Below are 20,469 nucleotides of genomic sequence, written 5' to 3'. Positions count from 1 at the left end.
CAACACCAACACCAACACCAACACCAACACCAACACCAACACCAACACCAACACCAACACCAACACCAACACCAACACCAACACCAACACCAACACCAACGGACACGGACCCGCCTATAGGAACGTTATGATCGCCGATAGTCCGTTGGTAGGTACAGGCGAGTTCATGGAGTGATGCGTAGTCGGTTCAGGGAGGCCTTCATGGTCCTCCCTGCAAATCTACGGCAGGGTTTTCAAGCTCGCCAATTCCGGAGGCGAGGCATGCGCCACAGTCATCCGGTGCCAATATTGCCGGATTGCCGCCCCGGCTTCAGTGCGCGCCCGGATCAGGTATCAGTGAAATTTCCACCCGCCGATTGCGAGCGCGCCCGTCCTCGCGGTCATTTCCGACTAGCGGACGGCTGTCGCCGTAACCCTGGATCGCGAAATGCGTGACCGGCAGATCGGATTTTTTGACGAACCAGTCGCGTACCGCGCGGGCGCGGGCTTCGGATAACGCGACGTTGCTGTCGGGGGAGCCGATGTTGTCGGTGTGGCCGGCGATCAGCACATTCTTTTTCTGGTTGCGTTGGATCAGCATCAACGCTTGCTGCAGAGCTTGCGCCGCACCGTCTCTGAGGGCGGTCTTGCCGGTCTCGAACAGCAGCACGGAATCGAGCGTGACGCTGGTCAATTCGGGCGGACGATAGCTGGCGATCGCACCATCGAGCACCGGCAGCAGGGCCGTTCCGCGATACAAGCCCCAGCTTAGTCGGACAGGGACGCCAAGTTGCGCGTATTCCTGCAGTGCCGAGCGGTCCTGCAGCAGTGTTCGCATTGCTGCGCGCTTGGCATCCGACTGCGCATCCGACGTCGCCCAGTAACGCTCCAGATTATCCGTCAGGCGCTGGATTAGTTGCTGGTTGTTCCAGGCAGAACTGAGCAAAGCCAGACATAAGGCCAGCAGGGACAGCCATAGCGCATGGCAAGCGGCACGCCACCATGGCGACGCGCTAGGTGCGGCAGGTTCCGATGACTGCGATGGTAGAAAAGCCGGCAAGGGCAGCGCTTCGGCGCTGGTTGTGCCGACTGGCAGTTGCAGTCCGCTTCTGGCGGCCAACCAGCGCGACCAGGCGCCGGAGCGGTTTGGCGCGAGCGCTACATCGGCCAGCATCACGCCGGCCGGCACCAGCGGCGCAGTAGCGGTGAGCGCCGTAAGCGTCGTCGCCAACGCGCTGTCGTGCAACCAGTCCAGCAGGGCCAGGCCGAGTGTGTTGCGTCCGGCGTCCAGCGGCCGCGAGGCCGATAGCGTGCTGCGTTCAAGCCGCTGTCGGATCGCCTGCATGCTGCGCCGCAGATCGCGCTTGCCGCGCTGGATGTCATCTGGATTTGCCGTTTCTCCCAGCCAGGTGGCCGTCGTCGATGCGTACAGACCGCGTTGCCCGGCCAGTTGCGCATAGATCGCGACATAACAGGGAAGCGTGCAATCGGGATGATGGGTGATGTCAGCCAACGCTCGCTGCCATTGTGCGAACTCGCCGCGCAATACGGCATCGTCGCGGCCGCAATCCGGCATCAGGGGTAGCAACGCGGCCTGCGGATAGCGCTGCCGGGTGGCGTGCAATGAGGCGATGGCCTGGCTCAATTGCGCCGGGTTGTCGACGTGCAGCCAGATGGCATCGGCATGTTGTCTGATCGATGACGGCTGGCCGCTATGAGCAAACAAGGCCGAAGCATGCGGGCCGATCACCAGGATCACCGGCAATTGCGGTGCAATCGATACGGCGCCGCTATTGCTAATATGCGTAGCCGTGGCGGATTTGCGCCGGATTGCAAACCAAGCCAGCACTGTGATGAGCAGGATGGCGACGGTGGTCGACCATTGGGCCGAGGCCGTCAATGGCAGGCAGAACAGGACCAGTCCGATGGACAGGAAGGCAGCCCATAGCAGCAAGGCCGGCAGTGGATAGGAAGGGCGCACGTTCATTTCTCCTGTGTCATGCCGGCAGCTACGGTCTGCAGCTGGAACAGGCGCTGCGTGCTGTGGCCGAGCTGCCGCTCCAGTGTCAGCCAGAGCATCAGGCTGACGCCGATGCCAAGCGCGCTCCAGCCCAATAGCGCGATGGCGCGAGCCGGTAGCCGCCGACGCTGGACACCGGGCCGAGTCGGCAATGCGGGCGTTGGCTCACCGGACTGCATGGCGCGAACGAGTCCGGCAACCAGGCGCTGCCGGCCGGCGTCATCCTGGTCCGGATAGCGGCCGCCGAAACCAAGGCCCAGCACCAAGTCATACAGGGCCAGCCGCTCGGCCGATGGCGCGGGTTGCCGCAGCAGGCTTTCCAGGCGTTGATAAATTGCGTCGGCGGCCTCGTCGCTGGAAAAAAAATGCATTTCCAGCGATTCTCGTTGCCATTCGCGACGCTGGTCGTCGGGCAAATGCCGCAACGCGGCTTCGTCAAGCAGCGCACATTGCGCATAAGCGGCTTCGGCAATCAAGGTTTCGTCGTAATCGGCTTCGCGCATGGCGAGCCGTAGCTGCGCGATAAGAATGCCGCAGCGAGTTCGCCAGATAGGCATGGCCGGAATGCCGGGCTGTTGCGGCAATAACGCAATTTGCAACGCCGTGTCGCGCAACAGGGCACGCAGCGAGCGAGTTGAATGGGAGGTCATGGTTCCGGGGACGGTTCGCGAGCGGGGTGTTTTAAGAAGTGATGGGCCGGTCGATTTTTTTCATCCAGCCGCTTGACTTGCTGTGCGGCCAAACGGTGTAGCTCTTGGGAATCCTGGTCGGATCGGACAGGAAAACGAACTGGAAAATGATCCATTCCTGATCCAGGTATCGATTGATCTGTTGCTGGTCGAGATCCTGACGATGGATCTCATGTCCATGCTCGTCATGGGCGCCTATATACCAGAAGTCATAGTCGTCAGGAATCTGGTCGAGCTCGTTCTTGTGGATGCAAATGCAGATATCGTTGGAACGCGTCAGCGTGTTCAGCCATTCCTCATCCGAGCCGTAGCTGCGATAGTCCGGTTCCGGTTCGGCCCGATCCAGAACCGCTTGCTGGACTGCACGATGCCCGAAGCTGATGCCGGCATATTCCTCGAATTGCTTGAGCGTTCTGCTGTTGCCGAAACCGTATTTGCAAAAATCGATTTGCGATGGATCTTCGCCATCCATGCCGAACAGGATGCGATTCCTGTTGTGGCATTTGGCATTGCGCTCGACCCAGTCTTCGGCAATGTCGCCGCTCTGTTTGGCCGGAGTGGTGTGGTCGTCCCATACTTTGGCCCGGCCCTTGCGTAGATATTCGTGCCAGGCCACCAGCCGATGCGGATGATACAAATCGTAGCCATGGGTAAACGCCCGAACGCCGATCGAAATTTCCTCGCCGTGGAAAAAGTATTCCGGATCGTGTTGGACTTCAACGGCAAAACAGCCATCCGCGAAGGCAAAGTGCGCGCTATAGAACCGGGCCCGCAGTGGCCGGCTGCGTTGTTGCCAGTCGCCGATGGCGGACGGCCGGAAAAATACCGCGCCTTCCGGTATGAAACGATCGAAGTTCATTTTGCTAGGCATATTCTGGCGGCCGGCGGGGTCGTCATCCGGATCGAAAGAAGGCAGGTAGGCCGTCAATAGCGGCTTGGGGCTGCGCTCCCTGAGCGATTCCAGCATCTCGATCAGCAAGCTGTCCCAGTGCCGGACGAAGCGGTGGTGGGAATCGAGTTGCAGCGTGTATTTTTCGGCGTCGTAGTGTTGCTGGATTTTATTGCGCGCCCAGCACGCGCCTTGGGTTTTCAGGTAATGCACATCGATCAGCTGGATGCAGGCATGGCGATAACTGAGTGTGTGCAGGGTGTCGCCCAGCTTTTGTTCGCTGCCCTGGGCGATGTAGCCTTGCTGCAGGAAATCACCGATCGTTTCGTTTTCCGCATGCTGCCAGCACACTACGATACGCAGTAATTCCGGATGCGCGGCTTGCTCGATCAGGTCGCTTAAGGTGGGCAGCAGTTGATGATCCCGATAGCTGGCAATCTGGATAAAAATAGAATTTTTCATAATTGCCGTTAATTGTCGTCGCTGAGCGGCGGCAAAGTGATCAGAAAATTCTTGAAAAATCCGGTGAACGGAAATCCTGGACCGGGCGTGCGCTTCTATACCGTTGGCAATTCGATCGGCCGTTCGGTCTTGTTGGCCCATCCGTCGGACCTACGGTACGGCCAAACGGTGTAGCTCTTTGGAATCTTGCCGAGACCGGAGATGAAAGCGAGGCGGTAAATCCACCAATCCTGGCGCAAGTGCGCATCGATTTCACGCCGGCTCAGATCGCGGCGATGGATTTCCAGCCCGGCAGTGTCGTGAATGCCGAGATACCAGAACGCATAATCGTCAAGGACCTCGCCAAGATCGTTTTTGTGTATGCATATGCGAATTTCATTGGAACGGGAAAGCGTGCCGAGCCATTCCTCCTCAGAACCATGATTCCGGCAGTCCGGATGCGGGTCGATATTGTCCCGTACCGCTTGTTGCACGCCGCGATGCTTGAAACTGATGCCGGCATATTCTTCGAATTGCCTGAGCGTTCTGCTGTTGCCGAAACCGTATTTGCAAAAATCGATTTGCGATGGATCTTCGCCATCCATGCCGAACAGGACGCGATTTCTGTTGTGGCATTTGGCATTGCGCTCGACCCAGTCTTCGGCAATGTCGCCGCTCTGTTTGGCCGGAGTGGTATGGTCGTCCCATACCTTGGCTCGGCCTTTGCGCAGATATTCGTGCCAGGCCACCAGCCGATGCGGATGGTACAAATCGTAGCCGTGGGTAAACGCCCGGACGCCGATGGAGATTTCTTCGCCGTGGAAAAAATATTCCGGATCATGCTGGACTTCCTCGGCAAAGCGGCCGTCGGCGAAGGCGAAGTGCGCGCTATAGAACCGGGCCCGTAGTGGCCGGCTGCGTTGTTGCCAGTTATCGACGGCGCCCGAGAGGAACAGGACCACGCCGCGCGCGGTGAAACGATCAAAACACATCTTGCGCACATTGCAGTCGCGGCCGGCGGGGTCATTATCCGGATCGAAAGCGGGCAGATAGGTCGTCAATAACGGTTTGGGGCTGTGCTCCCTGAGCGATTCCAGCATCTCGATCAGCAAGCTGTCCCAGCGCGGGACGAAGCGGTGGTGGGAATCGAGTTGCAGCGTGTATTTTTCGGCGCGGTAGTGTTGCTGGATTTTATTGCGCGCCCAGCACGCGCCTTGGGTTTTCAGGTAATGCACATCGATCAGCTGGATGCCGGCATGGCGGTAGCTGAGAGTGTGTACGGTGTCGCCCAGCTTCTGTTCGCTGCCCTGTGCGATGTAGCCTTGCTGCAGGAAATCGCTGATCGTTTCGTTTTCCGCATGCTGCCAGCACACCACGATACGCAGTAATTCCGGATGCGCGGCTTGCTCGATCAGGTCGCTTAAGGTGGGCAGCAGTTGATGATCCCGATAGCTGGCAATTTGAACAAAAATCGTATTCTGCATTGTTGACAGATTTCGAACGGGTTCTTAGTTGTACATCAGATTAATCGTGGCGATTGCGCCGAATGGGCCGGCTGCTAGCGTACGACCGTTTTTTACTACTGTGCCGTTCAGCTGGAAATCGACCGGCGTGCCATGCGTGCCAGCCTGCTTGATTAGCACGCTGGTGAGATTGTTCGGCTGCAATATCTTGCCGCTTTCCTTGTCCGAGATTTGAATTGCCATGCCTCGGGCGGTGCCGTTGATGGCAATGGCATTAGCATTGCCGGCATCGGGGAATGCGGATAAGGTTGCGGTGATTGATGCCACGCTGCCGCCGGAGCATTTGACGCTGAAATTGATGGGCTGCGCCGGGCCGGTATCGCCGATAAAAGTCTTTGGGCCAAAGCTGCCGAAGTCGATGGTGAGCGAAGGCGCTGAAACGACGCAGTCGCTTGCTTCCTTGATTTCTACCCGATTGCTTCTGACTTCCGACGCAATTTCTCCACTGTCCAGGGTTTGTTTGGCCAGCACGCCTTCGATGGCTGTGCCGGGACGGATAAACGGACCGGTTTTAATGAGTTCCACCTTCATATTGGAGCCGGCAGTAAACGCGAGTGACTTGGGGTCGGGCCAGCTGGTGAAAATATTGAGTACTTTGTCGATGGCCGGAAAGCCCGAGCCGCCGTCGGCTTGCTGCGAGGTGATTCTGATGCCGATGCCGGGCAGCTTGGTCGGATAAACGCGCGACACCGGGATTTCTGGCCCCATGTTGACAATGTTGTAGGTTGTGCTGCCTCCGGGTCTGCAAATCGCATAAATGGATGTCGGCCAGGCGCCACTGTAGGCTGTGGCTATCACGCTATCAATTGCCGTGTTTGACGGCATCATGATTGGGCTCGGGAACAGCACGCTGGCCTGCATGGTGCCGACGCCCGCCTTCATTTTGCATTCGGCGAACGCTGATTGTGCAAGTAGAAGACAGATAAAACCAGGCAGGGCGAGCGTCTTTTTCATGGTCAGGTTCCAATTAAATGACAATAAATGGCATCGAGAATGCGGTAAAGCCGAGCTTGACGATGACCGCCGGATCTTGATATGCCGTTCATGCGGTTGTTTATTCATCCGCTGTATCCCATTTCGCCAGCAAATCGGCAGGAATGATGTGCGCCAGTTCCGAGAATCTTTTGCCGACCATGCGTTCCGCCTGAAGCAGCAGCACGATGACCGGACTGCTTGGTTCATTTTGTTCGAACCAGTCGCGCACATCCCGTAGCGCGGCCAGTGCGGTCCAGCGATCCCTGCGCGGCTGCGGTGCGGCGCTGACCGTTGCGGCGCCGTGTTCCGGGTTTTGCACCGCTGTCATTGACTGATGCTGGGCCGGCTGTGGCGTTGCCTCCGGTTCGGCGTCGCTTGCGGCAGCCGGCTGGGCGGCGCAGACGGTCTCGTTGCCGGCTGGCGCGAACGGTTGCAGCAAGGAGTTCAGCATGCCCAGATCAGGCGCATCGTCGCCCAAGGCGGCATTGACAGTGCTTGTGATGTGCGCCGCCAGTTGCTGCGCTTCAGTCAGCGCCAGCAACTGGCGGTCGCGCTTGGCAGTCAGTTCCTTGAGCAGGCGGCCGCTAGCTTCGGGCGGCATGGCATCCTTCTGGCGCGGCAGTGCGAACGATTTTTCCAGGTCGCGCAGTTGCAATTGCAGCCCGGCTGCCTTGGGCAGAGAAATGTTGCGCATATCGGCCAATATGCCGCTATGCTCCGCCAGCCCGGCCAGCGCGTTGGCATGCATGACCGGATCGTGCTCGCCGTCGTCGAACAGCGCCGGGTGTATCTGTTGCGGATAGCGCTCCAGCATCGCTTGCAGCAACGCCAGGCCGTCGCGCAGTCCTTCTGCGCCGTCTTGCCGGATGCGGCTGCGCATCAGCAGGACCAGCAGCCGGATGTCCTTGCTGCGCATCAGCAGGGCGCGGCAATCGCGCTCGACGTCGGCCCAGTTGATCGGTTCCGGGGTGCCGACGAAGTCGCCGTACTGGCTATCCGATTTTGGCGCGGTCGCGGCTAGCAGCATGATGAAGGCCGAGTCGTATTCCAGGTTGGGGCCGCACGGGCTGTCGGCGGCAACCGGCTCCAGCAGGTCGGGGTAGCGTAATGCAATGGTTTTTTTAATTGAATTCATGATGGTGAGCAGGTGAAGTGCGGATGTCGTATTGTTCCGGCTCGAACACCATGCCGGTGACCGGCTGCAGGTCCGGAGCTTGGCCGAGCCAGGTCGAATAGCCGAGTTTTTGTGCGGTATCGGCGCGTGCCGGCGGCGCGGCGCGCGGCTTGATCAGCAGTTTCAGTTCCCACGCATACTCGTAACCGATGAAGGACCGGACCCATTCGACCAAGGTCGGCAAGTCGGCGCCGTGCGGCGTAAAGCGCAAGTACTGGTCGAGTTCCAGCGGGCCGACCACCAGACGGAATTTATGCTGGCAGTCGGGGATCATTTCACCCAGCAGCGCGCCTTCCCCCATGACCGAAGCCGGGCCGGGCCGGCCGAGCTTGCTGTGTTCGGCCGCGGCGATGGCTACCCATTGAAAGATGCTTTCCTCGATTGCCACCGGCACCCCGAAATAATAGGAGAGCGTGGCGGCGATGCCATCCGGATTGCGGGCCTCGCGCACCAGATGGGCGGCGCTGGCCAGCCGGGCATGGGTCGGCAGGCACGAATGTTGCGCTTCTTGCGGGGCGATCCCGGTCAGGCTGCCGACATAGAACGAGAATTTTTCATCGTCGCCGCGATCCAGCGAGGCGGTGGCCTGCGACGACGACCAGGCGCGGTACAACAACGATAAAGCGCGATGATGGAACAGGTCGGCGAATGCCACCAGCGTATGGTCTTGATGACCTTCGGCACGGTTATAGGCGAGCTCGGTCAGGTGCAGCGGCAACGGCCCTTGCGGCCCCCACAGGCCGAGTCCGAGCAAGCGGATATCCAGCTTGCCGTGGCGGCGCGTCAGCGAGGCGATTTCACGCGGGGCAAATGCCATCGACGGCTGTTGACCGATGCGGTAAGGTTCTTCCCGCGGCAGACTGGCGGTGCCCGGCAGCGGCATGGCCGGATGGCGGGCGGCGACGGCCCGCAACAAACTCAGGAAGCCGGCATTCCAGGGCGCTTTTTCGTCAAACCAGGCGTTCAATTCCTCCGGTTCGAGCGATAGACCGATATTGGCGGGGAGCGGGGCGTTCATCGCGGCACTTTCATGCTTGTCATACCGCCCCCCGGCCGCCCATGCGCGCCGGCCAGCGCGTGACCAGGCCGCGTTGCATCGAATGCAGTTCGGTCTCGGTGAACACGTTGATCGAGACATGGCGCGCCAGGTATTGCTCCAGTATCAGACCGAACAGGTACGGACTGGCGCCGGAGAAACCGGTCTCATCCACCGTCAGGCTGCAACGCACGCCGCGGCCGTATACCAGCAGGCCATGGCCGGGCAGGCGCCGCACCACCGGTTCGGTTTTGCTGCCGACCAGGCTGTCGATCTGGGCATGTTGCTCGTGCTCGTTGTGCGCTACAAACAGACGCAGCATGTTGCGCAGCGCCTGGCCGCCTTCGCTGTGATCGAGGTCGGACAGCGGCATGTAGTTGAAGCTTAGTTGCCGGATCAAGCGCCAGGCCGTCTCGCCGTGGGCAAACGGTGCGCGCGGCGCGCTGGGAGGGTGCACCAGCGTGACGCCTTCGACCGGCACCGAGTCCGGCATGCTCAGATCGTTGATGCCGTTTCTCGGAACCAGGCGCGGCAGGTCGCGATTGGTCACCAGCGCCTCGACCGACAGGTAACGGATATCGTCTGCATACGGCGCTTCGGCCTGATCGACCAGCGACAGAAAGACTTCGCTGCCGGTATACGAGGTGCGGGTTCCGTATTTGCGCGCATTGTCGGACAACAAGCGCTGTTCACGTCGTACCGAGAAGTAGCGGCCGCTATTGCCGGTGTCGCTATGCAGGGTTTGATAGAGCGGATTGAAGCCGACTTCGGTTTTGTTTTCGGCTTGCTGACCGAATACGCGCGACACCGAAAAAACTTCATAGTCGAGCGGCCGGCTGCGGTCCGGCAGCACATGGAAGTCGGTCAAGGCGCGGTTGATTGCGATGCGGTCTATACGCTTGGGAAACAGGTTGACGATAGGGGTGCAGAACAACTGGAAGCGGGAAGCATCGACATGAGGCGCCAGCTCCATCGGCAAGCGATCCAGCAGAATCACGATTTCGGCCTGGTTGCCCTTGACGTGCGCGAGTCCCGGCGCCAGCTGCGTTAGCGCGAAGAAATAGAAGCGCTGGCGGCAGGCGAAATATTCATGCAGCAGATTGTGGCCGTGGAAAGTGTTCCATTGCAATGGCAGCAAGCCTTGATCGGCGCGCAAGCCTTCGAATTCGACCGCTTGTTTGCCGACCACATGACCGTCGCCGCGGGCGGCGCCATGTCGGCGCACCACCGAGGCCACACTGCCGGCATGGATCAGTTCGAACAAATGCGAGGCAATGCGTTCGTCGCCGCCGATATACACAGGCAGGCGATCCAGTCCCTTAAGCTCGGAAAATTTCGCTTCGCCTATGGTCCGCAAGCGCAGGCGCAGCGCACCGCGCAACTGCATGTGCGGCGACAGGTGACGTCCCATATCCGGGATGTCCGGCGGCACCGCAGTCAATTTTGCGTCGACGATTTCGATCGGCCACAAGGTCACGTCCTGGCTGCTGCGGAATTCACAGGCGGTTTGTTCACCGGCCGGAATGGTGGCCTCGAATTGGCTGTCGCGCGGTACTTTGAAGCCGCCGTTGAGGTGGCTTTGCATTTTGTTCGGCTGCATCCGCGCCACCGCCATCGACGGCGTCGGCGCCGCATAGTTGGGATAGATCACCTCCAGCAAGCGCTGGGTAAAGCGCGGAAACTCCGCATCCAGCTTGAGTTGGGTGCGGGCCGACAGAAAGCAGAACGATTCGATCATTCGCTCCACGTAGGGATCGGCAATTTCTATGCCCTGCATGCCCAGCCGGCTGGCGATCTTGGGATGCTGGGCAGCGAATTCGCCGGCCATTTCCCGCATGTAGCTCAGTTCGCGGCTGTAGTAGTCGAGAAAATTGGAATCCATCGAATGCTTTCGGCTAATTAGACTTGTTGCAAATTTATGCTGGCGTTTTCCAGGTCGAACGCGCTCTGGATCCGGAATTCAAGCGGATAGGGCGACCAGTGCACCAGCCCGTTCAACTCGAACATCAAGATGTTGTAGCGGCTGGGATTTCTGGCGTCGTTGAGCGGCGTGACCGTTAGCGATTCCGGAATCAATCGCGGTTCGAAATCCAGAATTGCCTTTTTTATCAACGCGGCGATTTGCTCCCATTTGCGATCGGCGACATAACTGCCGGACAAGGTCGGCACGCCGTAGTTGAGCACCGATGCCGTCGCCGCTGGAAAGCGCTGTTCGTCAATTTGATCGCTCAGGTTGGTGGTATTCAGTAACAGCGCCAGATCGCGCTGGACAATGGCGCGCATGCCGCGGACATCGAAGGCATACTCTTGCGGCCGTTCGGTGAGACGGTTGGGGGCGTCGTCCTGCAGGCGATCTATCAGTGTCGGCAAATAGATGTGGCGTTGCCGCTGTCCAGGCCGGCTCATGCTGCTTCCCGGCTGGCGTCAGTGGTGCTGCTGGAAATCTGGAAATGGCTATCCATGCTGATCATGTGATGTTCGCGTTGCGCCAGTTGCGCAGCAGGCGGATTCGGCTGGATGGCTGCGCCCGGCGGCGCCAGCAGGCGCAGGATCTCGGTTGTCGGTTCCTCGGCAAACAGGGTGTGGTCGCCGAACCGATCCAGTTCGGCGACCACCGCGCCGAACAAGTGTTGCGCGCCGAGCAGATCCTCCAGCAACGATCCTCCCGACAAGCGTTCGGAGTACGGCGCAAACGGATCGTCGGGAACCGGGCTGCCGCGGTATCGGTCGCTGCTGCTCAAGTCGTGCGCGCTTGCGCGCTCGCGGTGCATCAGCGCCTGCCGATATTCGAGCCACAGGGCGGCCAGCGGGTCGGATGCATCGGCAGTGGTGCCGGACGCGTCGTTGCTCCAGGCCTGTCTGTCAAACGAGGTATCGCGCCATTCTCGTACGTCAGCATTCGGCGCTTGCCGCAGGTCGCGCAGCGATTGCGGTCCGGCCAATGCAATCAGGTCACCGTCATTTACCGGCTGCCCGTCATGACCAAGCAATTCAACATTCATTACTGTGTTCCCGTTGGATTAATTCACGCGCAAGAAACGAGAATTATGACGAGCAGGACAGCGCGGAAAGGTAAGAATTTTCTGAAAATTGCTGCATCTATGCGTACGGCAATTTCGTCACCCGATCAGGATTGCGGCGCTTCTTATGCAAGCGGAGCGGATTCTTATCATTACTTTTCAGAGTTATCTGATTTTTTAAATGAAGCGCCTTGTGTACCATTTGTGCGCTTGTCTATTTCATAACACGGTGCGCGCGATAGCTTGGCTTGCGTCCGTATCCGATCTTCATTTTGTATTCAAACTAATTCAATCTCCTATGGCCATCTCTCGCCAAGCTTTGTTCGGCAAACTCGATCTCACGCTTTTCAAGAATCTGGAAAGTGCAACCGCATTTTGTAAATTGCGCGGCAACCCCTATGTCGAGCTGGTGCACTGGTTGCATCAGCTTTGGCAGTCCGGCGATTCCGACTTCAAGCGGGTGGCCCGGCATTTTCAGATCGAGGCGGATGCGCTGGAGCAGGACTTCGCCAAAGCGCTGAGCCAGTTGCCGGCCGGCGCCGGCTCGATCAGCGATTTTTCGCATCACATCGAAGCGGCGGTAGAACGGGCCTGGATGGTCGCTACGCTGGAGTTCGGCGAGCACAAGGTGCGTAGCGGGCATTTGTTGCTGGCGCTGCTGTCGACGCCGGAATTGCGCCGGCTGCTGCTCGGCATTTCGCCGACCTTTCAAGCGATCCCGGTGGAACAGTTGGCGGACTTGCTGCCGGCCATCGTCCATGGCTCGATCGAAAGCGATGAAGCCGCGTTTGACGGCAGCCGGCTGCCCGCCGCACTGCCCGGCGAGGCCAGCGGCGCAATGGCGGATAACGGTTCCGGCAAATCCGCGCTGGCCCGTTATTGCGCCGACCTGACCCAGCTGGCGCGCGAAGGCAAGATCGATCCGGTGATCGGCCGTGAGCATGAAATCCGCACCATGGTCGATATCCTGCTGCGCCGACGGCAAAACAATCCCTTGCTGAGCGGTGAGGCCGGGGTCGGCAAAACCGCGGTGGTCGAAGGGTTCGCACTGGCGATCGCGCGCGCCGAAGTGCCGCCGGCGCTGGCCGAAGTCCGGCTGCTGTCGCTCGATGTCGGCGCATTGCTGGCTGGGGCCAGCATGAAAGGGGAATTCGAGGCGCGCCTGAAGGCGGTGCTGGAAGAGGCTGCGGCCTCGATACAGCCAGTGATCCTGTTTGTCGACGAAGTGCATACGCTGGTCGGGGCCGGCGGCGCGGCCGGTACCGGCGACGCCGCCAATCTGCTGAAGCCGGCGCTGGCGCGCGGCGCCCTGCGCACCATCGGCGCCACCACCTGGAGCGAATACAAGCGTCATATAGAAAAAGATCCGGCGCTGAGCCGCCGGTTCCAGGTGTTGCAGGTACCGGAGCCGGAAGAAACCAACGCCATCATCATGTTGCGCGGTCTGGTCGGCACGCTGGAAAAGCATCACGACATCTGGATCCTGGATGAGGCGGTCGCTGCCGCGGTCAAACTGTCGCACCGCTACATTCCCGCTCGCCAGTTGCCGGACAAGGCCATCAGCCTGCTCGACACCGCCTGCGCGCGGGTCGCCGTGACTTTGCATGCGCCGCCGGCAGCCTTGCAAATGCTGCGCTTCCAGTTGGACGCGATGCAAGTCGAACTTGGCTTGCTGGACAAGGAACAAGGTCTGGGCAAGGACCATCAGGAACAGGCGGCCAAGCTGCGCGCCAGAATAGGCCACATCGAACAGGAAACCCAGGCGCTGGAAGAACGCTGGCAAGTCGAAATGGCGCTGACCAAGCACCTGCTGCAAGCGCGCCGAGCGCTGGCAACTACTGCCGATGAGGACGCAGCTGCCAGCATGGCGACCTTGCGCGAGCTGGAAGCAGAGCTGGCCGCACTGCAGCAAGATGCACCGTTGATCCAGGCCGAAGTCAATGTGTCGGTCGTGGCTGCCATCGTCGCCGACTGGACCGGGATTCCGGTCGGCCGCATGTTGCAGGATGAAATCGACGCCGTGCTGGAATTGCCGGCGCGGCTGGCGCAACGGGTGATCGGCCAGCCGGCCGCACTGGATCTGGTCAGCCAGCGGATCCAGACCGCACGCGCCAATCTGGCCGACCCGGGCAAGCCGATCGGCGTCTTCCTGCTGGTCGGACCGTCCGGCGTCGGCAAGACCGAAACCGCGCTGGCCATCGCCGACACTCTCTACGGCGGCGAGCAGAATCTGATCACCATCAATATGAGCGAATACCAGGAAGCGCATACCGTTTCCTCGCTGAAGGGCGCACCGCCGGGTTATGTCGGTTACGGCGAGGGCGGAGTCCTGACCGAAGCGGTGCGGCGGCGTCCGTATAGCGTGGTGCTGCTGGACGAGATCGAGAAAGCGCATCCCGATGTCCACGAAGTGTTTTATCAAGTGTTCGACAAAGGCTGGATGGAAGACGGTGAGGGCCGTCGGATCGACTTCAGGAACACGGTGCTGCTGTTGACCAGCAATGTCGGCGGCGAACTGCTGGCCGGCTTGTGCGAAGACCCGGACCCGATGCCGGATACCGACGCCTTGCGCGATGTGCTGCAACCGGAATTGCTGAAAATCTTCCCGGCGGCGTTTGTCGGCCGGGTGTGCGTGGTGCCGTACCTGCCGCTGATGAACGCCACCCTGTCGCGCATCGTGTGCCTGCATCTGGACCGCATCTGCGAGCGCATGCTGCGCAATCACGAGATCGCACTGGAATACAGCCCGCAAGTGGTGCAGCACATCGTCAGCCGCTGCCCGGTGGCCGAGACCGGCGCCCGCATGCTGATCAGTTTTATCGAGCAGCGGATACTGCCGGGCCTGAGCCGTTACTGGCTGACTGCGCAGGGCGCCACCGCCGGCATCACGCGGATTCGGATCGAGGTGGCGGAAGATGCGTTCGTGTATCTGGCCGAGCATCAAGCCGAACATCAAGCCGAGCGCCAGCTTGAATATCGGGAATAGTGGCAGGCATGCACCATCATCAAATCACTTCCCTGCATGGAGAAATCAAGCGATGAGCAGGATTCGCGTTGTCCTGGCGGATGACCACCCCATCTTTCTTACCGGCGTGAAAACGCTGTTGGAACAAGCGCCGAATATGGCCGTGATCGGTCTTGCGCACGATCCTCGATCGCTTTTTTTGCTGCTCAATAACGTCGAATGCGACGTCCTGATCACCGACTTTTCGATGCCCAGCGAAACCGAAGCCGACGGCCTGGCGATGATCCGCCAGATTCGCAGCCAGTTTCCCGCTGTCGTGGTGGTGGTGCTGACCGTGCTGAAAAATGCGCCGCTGTATCGGGAATTGCTGGGACTCGGGGTGCGCGCCATCCTGCATAAAGATAGTAAAAGCATGGAACTGGCGAAGGCGGTCACGCAGGCATTCAATGGATTGATTTTTCTGGGCAGCAGCACCGCCGAGTTGTTGCATGAACGGCAGCTCACCATTGGCGGCAGCGTAGACAGCAAACAAGCCCTGACACTGCGCGAACTCGAGATATTGCGATTCCTGGCAAGGGGCGCCACGGCCAACGAAATCGCGGCCCGGATTCACCGCAGCGTGAAGACCATCAGTCACCATAAGCGCTCGGCGATGGAGAAGCTGAATCTGGAAACCGATGTGCAATTAATGCGCTACATCGCACAAAATGGATTGGATGAAAGTGGCGATTGACAGAAGAAAATACGCTGCCGCGAGCCAGTTGACGCGCGCACTGGTACGAGCGCCGCGCCGCATTCTGGCGCTCTGTCTGCTGCTGGCCTTCCTGATTTTAAGTTTGGGCATCTACGCCGGCCTGCACCTGGCGATAGACCGCTACATAGAGCGCCAGCGCGCAAAATTCAGCAGCGTCCACGACGGCATTGCGACGATTGCCGACACCAGCCGGGATTCTTTGTTAAGGGCGCGCCTGGCCATCGAGGCGGTCATCGGCAGCGGGTCGCTGCAGCCGCTGCGGCCCGCTGCGGAACCGGCGCGATTGGGGCAGGGCGCATACTTCGTCGACAGCGATAATCTGGCGCTTTCTCCCACTGTCTATTTGCTGAGCGACAGCAAAGATATCGAAGACCGCAATACGCCGTTGCCGCTGCCGGCGTCGAGCTACATTTCCCTGCTGCGTTATAACAATCGCGTTTTCGCCAAGTACATCGAACATAGCTACGTACTGACTGCGGATTGCCGGCTGCTGTCGGTGCAGCCGGCGTTTTCCGTCATGCTGGCCGCAGGCAAAAGCGGCATCAGCCAGATCAGCCAGTTCATTCAGCCGATATGCGATCAGGTCTCTCGCAATTTGCAGCGGCTGCCGATCACCACCTTGCGTAACGATACGTTCTGGAGCGGCGCTTACTCTGATCCCATGCTCGGCCAGCCGGCGGTGCTCAACGCGGTGGTCGTGTTTCGCGGGGGCGAGATGCGGCTGGTGAATGCGCACGCGATCCCGCTGTCGCAATTCCCGCTGCCGGCGGCCAAGGATGGGCGGTTCGGCGTCTTCATGCGCGACGGTAGCGCTGTCATCAGCAACAACCCGTTGGACAGCGCGGAAAACAAGCAGCATCGGCAACTGCTGCAACAAGCGATCCCCAGCTGGCCGGAGGCCAGGCAGCTGGCGATCCACCGCGTCGGCAATCTGCTCACGCTGTCGCAGACAGTGGGCAATACCCAATGGACGCTGGTGTCGCTGATCACCATCGGCGAATTGCTGTCCGCTCTGAGCGCGATGTTGCTGCTGTATGGCGTGTTGTGGCTGCTGTGCGGCGCCGGGCTGGTAACTCTCTATTTTTTGATCGACCGACGGCTGTTCAAGCCGGCCGAGCGGCAATCGACCGAACTGGTGGAAGCCAGACGCTTTGCCGAAGCGCTGATCAATGCGGCGCCGATCGGCTTGTGCGTGTTTGCCCGCGATGGCTTGAGCATGCTGATTCAAAATCATACTGCGACTGAGATGCTGGGGGCGGAGCGGGTGGGTGCGCTGGGGCCGCTGCAACGTCAACTGTTCGCAGCGCATGCCGATGCGCATCAAGTCGAGGTCGCTGGCGCTAGGCTGCTGCGCGCGGAGCTGTCGCTGGAAATGGCGGCGGGCAGCAAATTCCTGTCCGCCTACTATGCGCCAAGCCAGCTGCGCAACCAGGATGTGCAGATTTGCGTGTTTGTCGACATTAGCGAACGCAAACAGACCGAATTGAGCTGGGAGCGCGCCAGGGAAGCGACCGAAAGCGCGCAGCAAGCGAAGTCGGCCTTCCTGGCATCGGTCAGTCACGAGTTGCGCACGCCGCTGCACGGCATGCTGGGCGGGATCGAACTGCTGTCGCGGATGGAGTTGCCGCCGGTGTCGCGCGAATATGTCAGCAGCGTCTGGGATTCCGCGCAGAATTTGCTGTTGATCATCAACAGCGTGCTGGATTTTTCCAAGATCGAAGCCGACAAGATCGAGATTTTCAAGCGTCCCGGCAGCATTCGAGCGGTGGCGCAAAGGGTGGCGAAATTGCATGCGATCGTCGCCGAAAAGAAGGGGATTCAACTGTTCCTCCATGTCGATCCCGCGATTCCGGAATACCTGCTGTTCGAGAACGTCCGGGTCGAGCAGATTTTAAGCAACCTGTGCAACAACGCCGTCAAGTTCACCGATCAGGGCCGGATCCAGATCCGGCTGGAGTTGGATAGCGAGGATGGCGAGCAGCTTTTGCTGCGCGGCCAAGTCATCGATTCCGGCGTCGGCATCAGTCAGCGCGACCAGTCGAAACTGTTCCAGCCTTTCTTTCAAGGCAACCACACGCAACTCCGCCAAGGCGGCGGCACCGGCCTCGGACTGGCCATCTGCAAGCGTTTGCTGATCTTGATGGGCGGCGATATCACTGTGTTCAGCGATCCTGGCCTTGGTTCCTGCTTCAGCTTCACGCTGCCGGTGCAGCGTGATCACAGCCGGGTCGATTTTCTCGATCTGCTGCATGCGCCTTTGCGCGAGCGATTGTTGTACGGAGTGTTCGGTCAACGGGAAATCAGCGCTTCGGTCATCGACATCTGCCGCCATTTCGACGGCATCGTGACCGTCATCCGGCCTGAGATGTTGCCAACGTATAGCCTGCCGCCGCAGGCCTTGCTGATTACCGACATGCAGGATGAAAAACTGCTCGGCCTGGCGCCTGATACCGGCATCATTTCGATCGCCCGCTATCTCAGCCTGCCTGCTGCGATCCTGCCGCTGCAGCAGCGCGTATCCAGTCTGGCGCCGCGTGAAATCACGCTGTCGATTCTTGAGGCATGCGGCGCCATCAAGAGCGGCCATGTTGCGCCCGAGGCGGAACGGAGCGCCGGCGGCATCCGCCCGCATCGGGGATTGCGGGTATTGCTGGCGGAAGACCATCCAGTCAATCTGCACATCCTGACCGAACAATTGCAAAGCCTGGGTTGCACCGTGATCGTCGCGCTCAATGGCCGCGAAGCATTGATGCAGCTGAAAGACAGGGAAGTCGATGTGGTCGTTACCGACATCAACATGCCGTTGATGGATGGGCTGGAATTGACGCGTTGCTTGCGTTTGCAGGCGCCGCAACTGCCTATCATCGGCATCACTTCCAGCGTTGATCGCGAGCTGTTGTGGATTGCGATGGAAATCGGGATGGACCTGTGCATCACCAAGCCGTTGACGCTACAGCATCTCGATGAAGCGCTGAATACGGTCAGGGAAAAGTGCCGCGGCGGCAGTGCAGAGCCGGCTGCCGGGGAACAGTACCGCGCGTCGGCGCCGCATGGCGGCGAAATGTCCAGGCATGGCAATCAAACCGTGCATCAAATTTATCTCAGCAACTATCGCCACGATATCGCGCTGTTGACCACGGCCCTGGCCCAGGCCAGCGTCGACAGCGTGCGCGACCGCCTGCACCGGATCGAGGGCGTGCTCGGCTTTCTCGGCGCCGACGCCAGCCACGCCTTATCCGGGCGGATCCGGGCCGAACTCAAATCCAGCGCGACAGTGAGCCAGAAAGTCAGGGATGACTGCGATGCGCTGATCGCCGCGATGGAGGAATTGGCGCAAGGCTATGGGCAGGAAGATGTTGGCGCGGCGGCCGGAGCGTAGTCTGACGGCGGGTTGCAGATAATTCTCTTCGTTAAATCAGGAAATTGTCAGACAAAACGTGACTTTCCTTTTCTCACTCCTTGATCTCCTCTGCTTCCGGGAACGATTGCCTGATTTTCGTTATTACATCGGGAATATTGGTTTCTATGTCCCACGATGTACTATCTACCGCTCGAATTAGTACACGCCTTTCAGAGCTGACATTTCCGTCACCAGCTGTTGCTTCACCATCTATGATTTGTAATTTTGGTGTAACCAAATTGAGTAAATTGGAATAGCTCATTGCCTTTTCAGGATTAACTTCGTTTAATGCATCCGTGCCAGGTTCAGTAGAGGCCTCGAATACACGCAAACACCAGTACAAGTGCTTACATGAATCACCAATTGCCAAAAGTATTTCTTCGAGACTGAGGTATTTGTTGGCTTTCCAAGCCGGAATTGATAGTTTCATTATTTTTCCTAAAAAGGTTGTCCCGGTCCTCGCTTGTAACCAGCTTTCGGGTTCAGTGGATCATTCGGTATATATAAATGTTGTTCAGGGACAGTATGATTCGGCCTCAATGTACCATTCGGGAATGTTGGATGCGTGAAATCTAAATCGCGAATTGGAATCCCGTCGTTTCCATATTCTCGCCCTTTATAAATTCGTCTATTGGAAGTGTCATATTGAAGTACGGTATGCGGCTCCGAAATGGTATTACCTCCTGAACCCTTCAATGGTCCGGTAATCTTCCCGGGCTGTTGCCCTTCCATAACTAACGTTCCGTCAGGATACTTAGAATGAATTTTTGAACCTGAAATGCTTATTTCATTACCTGTCGTTCCAGCCACGGTCGCCGGTTTTGTTGACAATTCCTTCGCCGGAGTCTTCGCCACCGGCTTCTGCGGTATGAATTTTATTTCAGGAGTTTGTTTCGATTCTGCCGCCCCCGGCCTCCTGACCTTGATCGTCGCCTTCTTCAGCAAAATAGCGAGCACGACGTCAATCCCGATCAGCACCACCGCATTGCTGAAAGCAAAGCCGGCCATGATCAAGTCGTTGTCATCCTCGGCGTCAATGACCCCTTGGCCAAAACGTTGCAAACAGGAGATAACCTGCATCGCAGTCGCACCCAGCGCCACCACGCCGACACCGACCATGGCGATGTCGACGATCCAGCCTATCGGCGTGGCGTGCGAACCGAGTCACAGCGCCAACACCCCGGCGGCGATCGCCAGATTGCGCGGGTCCGTCAACACAAACGCCTGGGCGCTGGCTGCGGCGGGCAGGCGTTGCACGCCGTAATACAGCGCTTTGCCGAGTTTTTCCATATTGCTTTGTTGGATAAACCGCATGCGCTCGCGGCTGGCAGGGGTGTCGTCGTCGGGGTGGTAGTTGAACATGTAGTAGCCCCCGTACCGCATGATTTCATCGTAGCGACGGCATTTCAACCGCTTGAAATCCCATTCGGTGGTGCATGCTTGCCGGTTCTGCCACCATTTGTCCATCGGATCCATGCATCTGCCTTTCTCCAAGTGTCAGAAGTCGATGATGTAGTTCGATCTCCGTTACGAACGGCAAAGGCTAGCGTAATGGCATATTGAGGAGTGCCAGAAATTTCTGGTTTTGCTGCGTGTGCTCTCTT

Annotated in this window: 16 protein-coding genes; 3 read left to right on the top strand and 13 right to left on the bottom strand. The window is 59.2% G+C overall.

From position 1 onward, the window contains the following. Nucleotides 1-310: 310 nt before the first annotated feature. The 10 genes from ACFPM8_RS00600 to ACFPM8_RS00555 form a co-directional block, all read right to left on the bottom strand. On the bottom strand, nucleotides 311-1,966 hold the full coding sequence (locus ACFPM8_RS00600; protein WP_378993893.1) for an OmpA family protein: 1,656 nt from the start codon (nucleotides 1,964-1,966) through the stop codon (nucleotides 311-313). Further along, nucleotides 1,963-2,649, bottom strand: a complete 687-nt coding sequence (locus ACFPM8_RS00595; protein WP_378993891.1) for a DotU family type IV/VI secretion system protein — start codon at nucleotides 2,647-2,649, stop codon at nucleotides 1,963-1,965. The genes ACFPM8_RS00600 and ACFPM8_RS00595 overlap by 4 nt, the downstream gene beginning before the upstream one ends. Nucleotides 2,650-2,680: 31 nt before the next feature. Further along, nucleotides 2,681-4,039: a GlcNAc-transferase family protein gene (locus ACFPM8_RS00590; RefSeq protein ID WP_378993889.1), complete on the bottom strand. Its 1,359-nt coding sequence runs from the start codon at nucleotides 4,037-4,039 to the stop codon at nucleotides 2,681-2,683. Between the two features lie 95 nt (nucleotides 4,040-4,134). Continuing rightward, nucleotides 4,135-5,502, bottom strand: coding sequence for a GlcNAc-transferase family protein (locus ACFPM8_RS00585; RefSeq protein WP_378993887.1), 1,368 nt, complete (start codon nucleotides 5,500-5,502; stop codon nucleotides 4,135-4,137). Between the two features lie 24 nt (nucleotides 5,503-5,526). Then, nucleotides 5,527-6,366 (bottom strand): fimbrial protein, encoded by an 840-nt coding sequence (locus ACFPM8_RS00580; RefSeq protein WP_378994023.1) that lies wholly within the window; start codon nucleotides 6,364-6,366, stop codon nucleotides 5,527-5,529. Nucleotides 6,367-6,595: 229 nt separating this feature from the next. Further along, the gene (gene tssA, locus ACFPM8_RS00575) at nucleotides 6,596-7,651 is read right to left on the bottom strand and encodes a type VI secretion system protein TssA (protein ID WP_378993885.1); all 1,056 of its coding nucleotides are present in this window, start codon (nucleotides 7,649-7,651) and stop codon (nucleotides 6,596-6,598) included. Further along, nucleotides 7,638-8,708, bottom strand: coding sequence for a type VI secretion system baseplate subunit TssG (tssG, locus tag ACFPM8_RS00570; protein WP_378993883.1), 1,071 nt, complete (start codon nucleotides 8,706-8,708; stop codon nucleotides 7,638-7,640). The genes tssA and tssG overlap by 14 nt, the downstream gene beginning before the upstream one ends. Nucleotides 8,709-8,727: 19 nt before the next feature. Continuing rightward, complete coding sequence (gene tssF, locus ACFPM8_RS00565; RefSeq protein WP_378993881.1) at nucleotides 8,728-10,608, bottom strand: type VI secretion system baseplate subunit TssF; 1,881 nt, start codon at nucleotides 10,606-10,608, stop codon at nucleotides 8,728-8,730. Between the two features lie 17 nt (nucleotides 10,609-10,625). Further along, nucleotides 10,626-11,132: a type VI secretion system baseplate subunit TssE gene (gene tssE, locus ACFPM8_RS00560; RefSeq protein WP_378993879.1), complete on the bottom strand. Its 507-nt coding sequence runs from the start codon at nucleotides 11,130-11,132 to the stop codon at nucleotides 10,626-10,628. Then, nucleotides 11,129-11,728, bottom strand: a complete 600-nt coding sequence (locus ACFPM8_RS00555; RefSeq protein ID WP_378993877.1) for a TagK domain-containing protein — start codon at nucleotides 11,726-11,728, stop codon at nucleotides 11,129-11,131. Before ACFPM8_RS00555 ends, tssE begins: the two co-directional genes overlap by 4 nt. Before the next feature lie 316 nt (nucleotides 11,729-12,044). On the opposite strand from ACFPM8_RS00555, the gene tssH reads away from it, so the two are divergent. From tssH to ACFPM8_RS00540, 3 genes are read left to right on the top strand one after another with little or no spacing between them, the layout of a single operon-like run. After that, a complete protein-coding gene (tssH, locus tag ACFPM8_RS00550) occupies nucleotides 12,045-14,732 on the top strand; it encodes a type VI secretion system ATPase TssH (RefSeq protein WP_378993875.1) in 2,688 nt (895 codons plus the stop codon). A gap of 52 nt (nucleotides 14,733-14,784) precedes the next feature. Further along, complete coding sequence (locus ACFPM8_RS00545; RefSeq protein ID WP_378993873.1) at nucleotides 14,785-15,444, top strand: response regulator; 660 nt, start codon at nucleotides 14,785-14,787, stop codon at nucleotides 15,442-15,444. Beyond that, on the top strand, nucleotides 15,428-18,844 hold the full coding sequence (locus tag ACFPM8_RS00540; RefSeq protein ID WP_378993871.1) for an ATP-binding protein: 3,417 nt from the start codon (nucleotides 15,428-15,430) through the stop codon (nucleotides 18,842-18,844). The genes ACFPM8_RS00545 and ACFPM8_RS00540 overlap by 17 nt, the downstream gene beginning before the upstream one ends. A gap of 73 nt (nucleotides 18,845-18,917) precedes the next feature. Here the strand turns inward: ACFPM8_RS00540 and ACFPM8_RS00535 are convergent, their stop codons facing one another. The 3 genes from ACFPM8_RS00535 to ACFPM8_RS00525 are packed head-to-tail and all read right to left on the bottom strand — an operon-like array spanning nucleotide 18,918 to nucleotide 20,341. After that, the gene (locus ACFPM8_RS00535; RefSeq protein WP_378993869.1) at nucleotides 18,918-19,295 is read right to left on the bottom strand and encodes a hypothetical protein; all 378 of its coding nucleotides are present in this window, start codon (nucleotides 19,293-19,295) and stop codon (nucleotides 18,918-18,920) included. A gap of 8 nt (nucleotides 19,296-19,303) precedes the next feature. Continuing rightward, a complete protein-coding gene (locus tag ACFPM8_RS00530) occupies nucleotides 19,304-19,984 on the bottom strand; it encodes a hypothetical protein (protein WP_378993867.1) in 681 nt (226 codons plus the stop codon). Between the two features lie 45 nt (nucleotides 19,985-20,029). Continuing rightward, nucleotides 20,030-20,341: a hypothetical protein gene (locus ACFPM8_RS00525; protein WP_378993865.1), complete on the bottom strand. Its 312-nt coding sequence runs from the start codon at nucleotides 20,339-20,341 to the stop codon at nucleotides 20,030-20,032. Nucleotides 20,342-20,469 lie beyond the last annotated feature (128 nt).

It is taken from the genome of Paraherbaspirillum soli, from assembly GCF_042654985.1.
Classification (GTDB): Bacteria; Pseudomonadota; Gammaproteobacteria; order Burkholderiales; family Burkholderiaceae_D; genus Paraherbaspirillum; species Paraherbaspirillum soli.
This window is presented reverse-complemented; position numbering and strand designations above follow the sequence as displayed.

Excerpts from the sequence above, each read along its gene's own strand:
- ACFPM8_RS00600 (WP_378993893.1), bottom strand. The coding sequence starts at position 1,966 with ATGAACGTGCGCCCTTCCTATCCACTGCCGGCCTTGCTGCTATGGGCT.
- ACFPM8_RS00595 (WP_378993891.1), bottom strand. The coding sequence starts at position 2,649 with ATGACCTCCCATTCAACTCGCTCGCTGCGTGCCCTGTTGCGCGACACG.
- ACFPM8_RS00590 (WP_378993889.1), bottom strand. The coding sequence starts at position 4,039 with ATGAAAAATTCTATTTTTATCCAGATTGCCAGCTATCGGGATCATCAA.
- ACFPM8_RS00585 (WP_378993887.1), bottom strand. The coding sequence starts at position 5,502 with ATGCAGAATACGATTTTTGTTCAAATTGCCAGCTATCGGGATCATCAA.
- ACFPM8_RS00580 (WP_378994023.1), bottom strand. The coding sequence starts at position 6,366 with ATGCCGTCAAACACGGCAATTGATAGCGTGATAGCCACAGCCTACAGT.
- tssA (WP_378993885.1), bottom strand. The coding sequence starts at position 7,651 with ATGAATTCAATTAAAAAAACCATTGCATTACGCTACCCCGACCTGCTG.
- tssG (WP_378993883.1), bottom strand. The coding sequence starts at position 8,708 with ATGAACGCCCCGCTCCCCGCCAATATCGGTCTATCGCTCGAACCGGAG.
- tssF (WP_378993881.1), bottom strand. The coding sequence starts at position 10,608 with ATGGATTCCAATTTTCTCGACTACTACAGCCGCGAACTGAGCTACATG.
- tssE (WP_378993879.1), bottom strand. The coding sequence starts at position 11,132 with ATGAGCCGGCCTGGACAGCGGCAACGCCACATCTATTTGCCGACACTG.
- ACFPM8_RS00555 (WP_378993877.1), bottom strand. The coding sequence starts at position 11,728 with ATGAATGTTGAATTGCTTGGTCATGACGGGCAGCCGGTAAATGACGGT.
- tssH (WP_378993875.1), top strand. The coding sequence starts at position 12,045 with ATGGCCATCTCTCGCCAAGCTTTGTTCGGCAAACTCGATCTCACGCTT.
- ACFPM8_RS00545 (WP_378993873.1), top strand. The coding sequence starts at position 14,785 with ATGAGCAGGATTCGCGTTGTCCTGGCGGATGACCACCCCATCTTTCTT.
- ACFPM8_RS00540 (WP_378993871.1), top strand. The coding sequence starts at position 15,428 with ATGAAAGTGGCGATTGACAGAAGAAAATACGCTGCCGCGAGCCAGTTG.
- ACFPM8_RS00535 (WP_378993869.1), bottom strand. The coding sequence starts at position 19,295 with ATGAAACTATCAATTCCGGCTTGGAAAGCCAACAAATACCTCAGTCTC.
- ACFPM8_RS00530 (WP_378993867.1), bottom strand. The coding sequence starts at position 19,984 with ATGGTCGGTGTCGGCGTGGTGGCGCTGGGTGCGACTGCGATGCAGGTT.
- ACFPM8_RS00525 (WP_378993865.1), bottom strand. The coding sequence starts at position 20,341 with ATGGATCCGATGGACAAATGGTGGCAGAACCGGCAAGCATGCACCACC.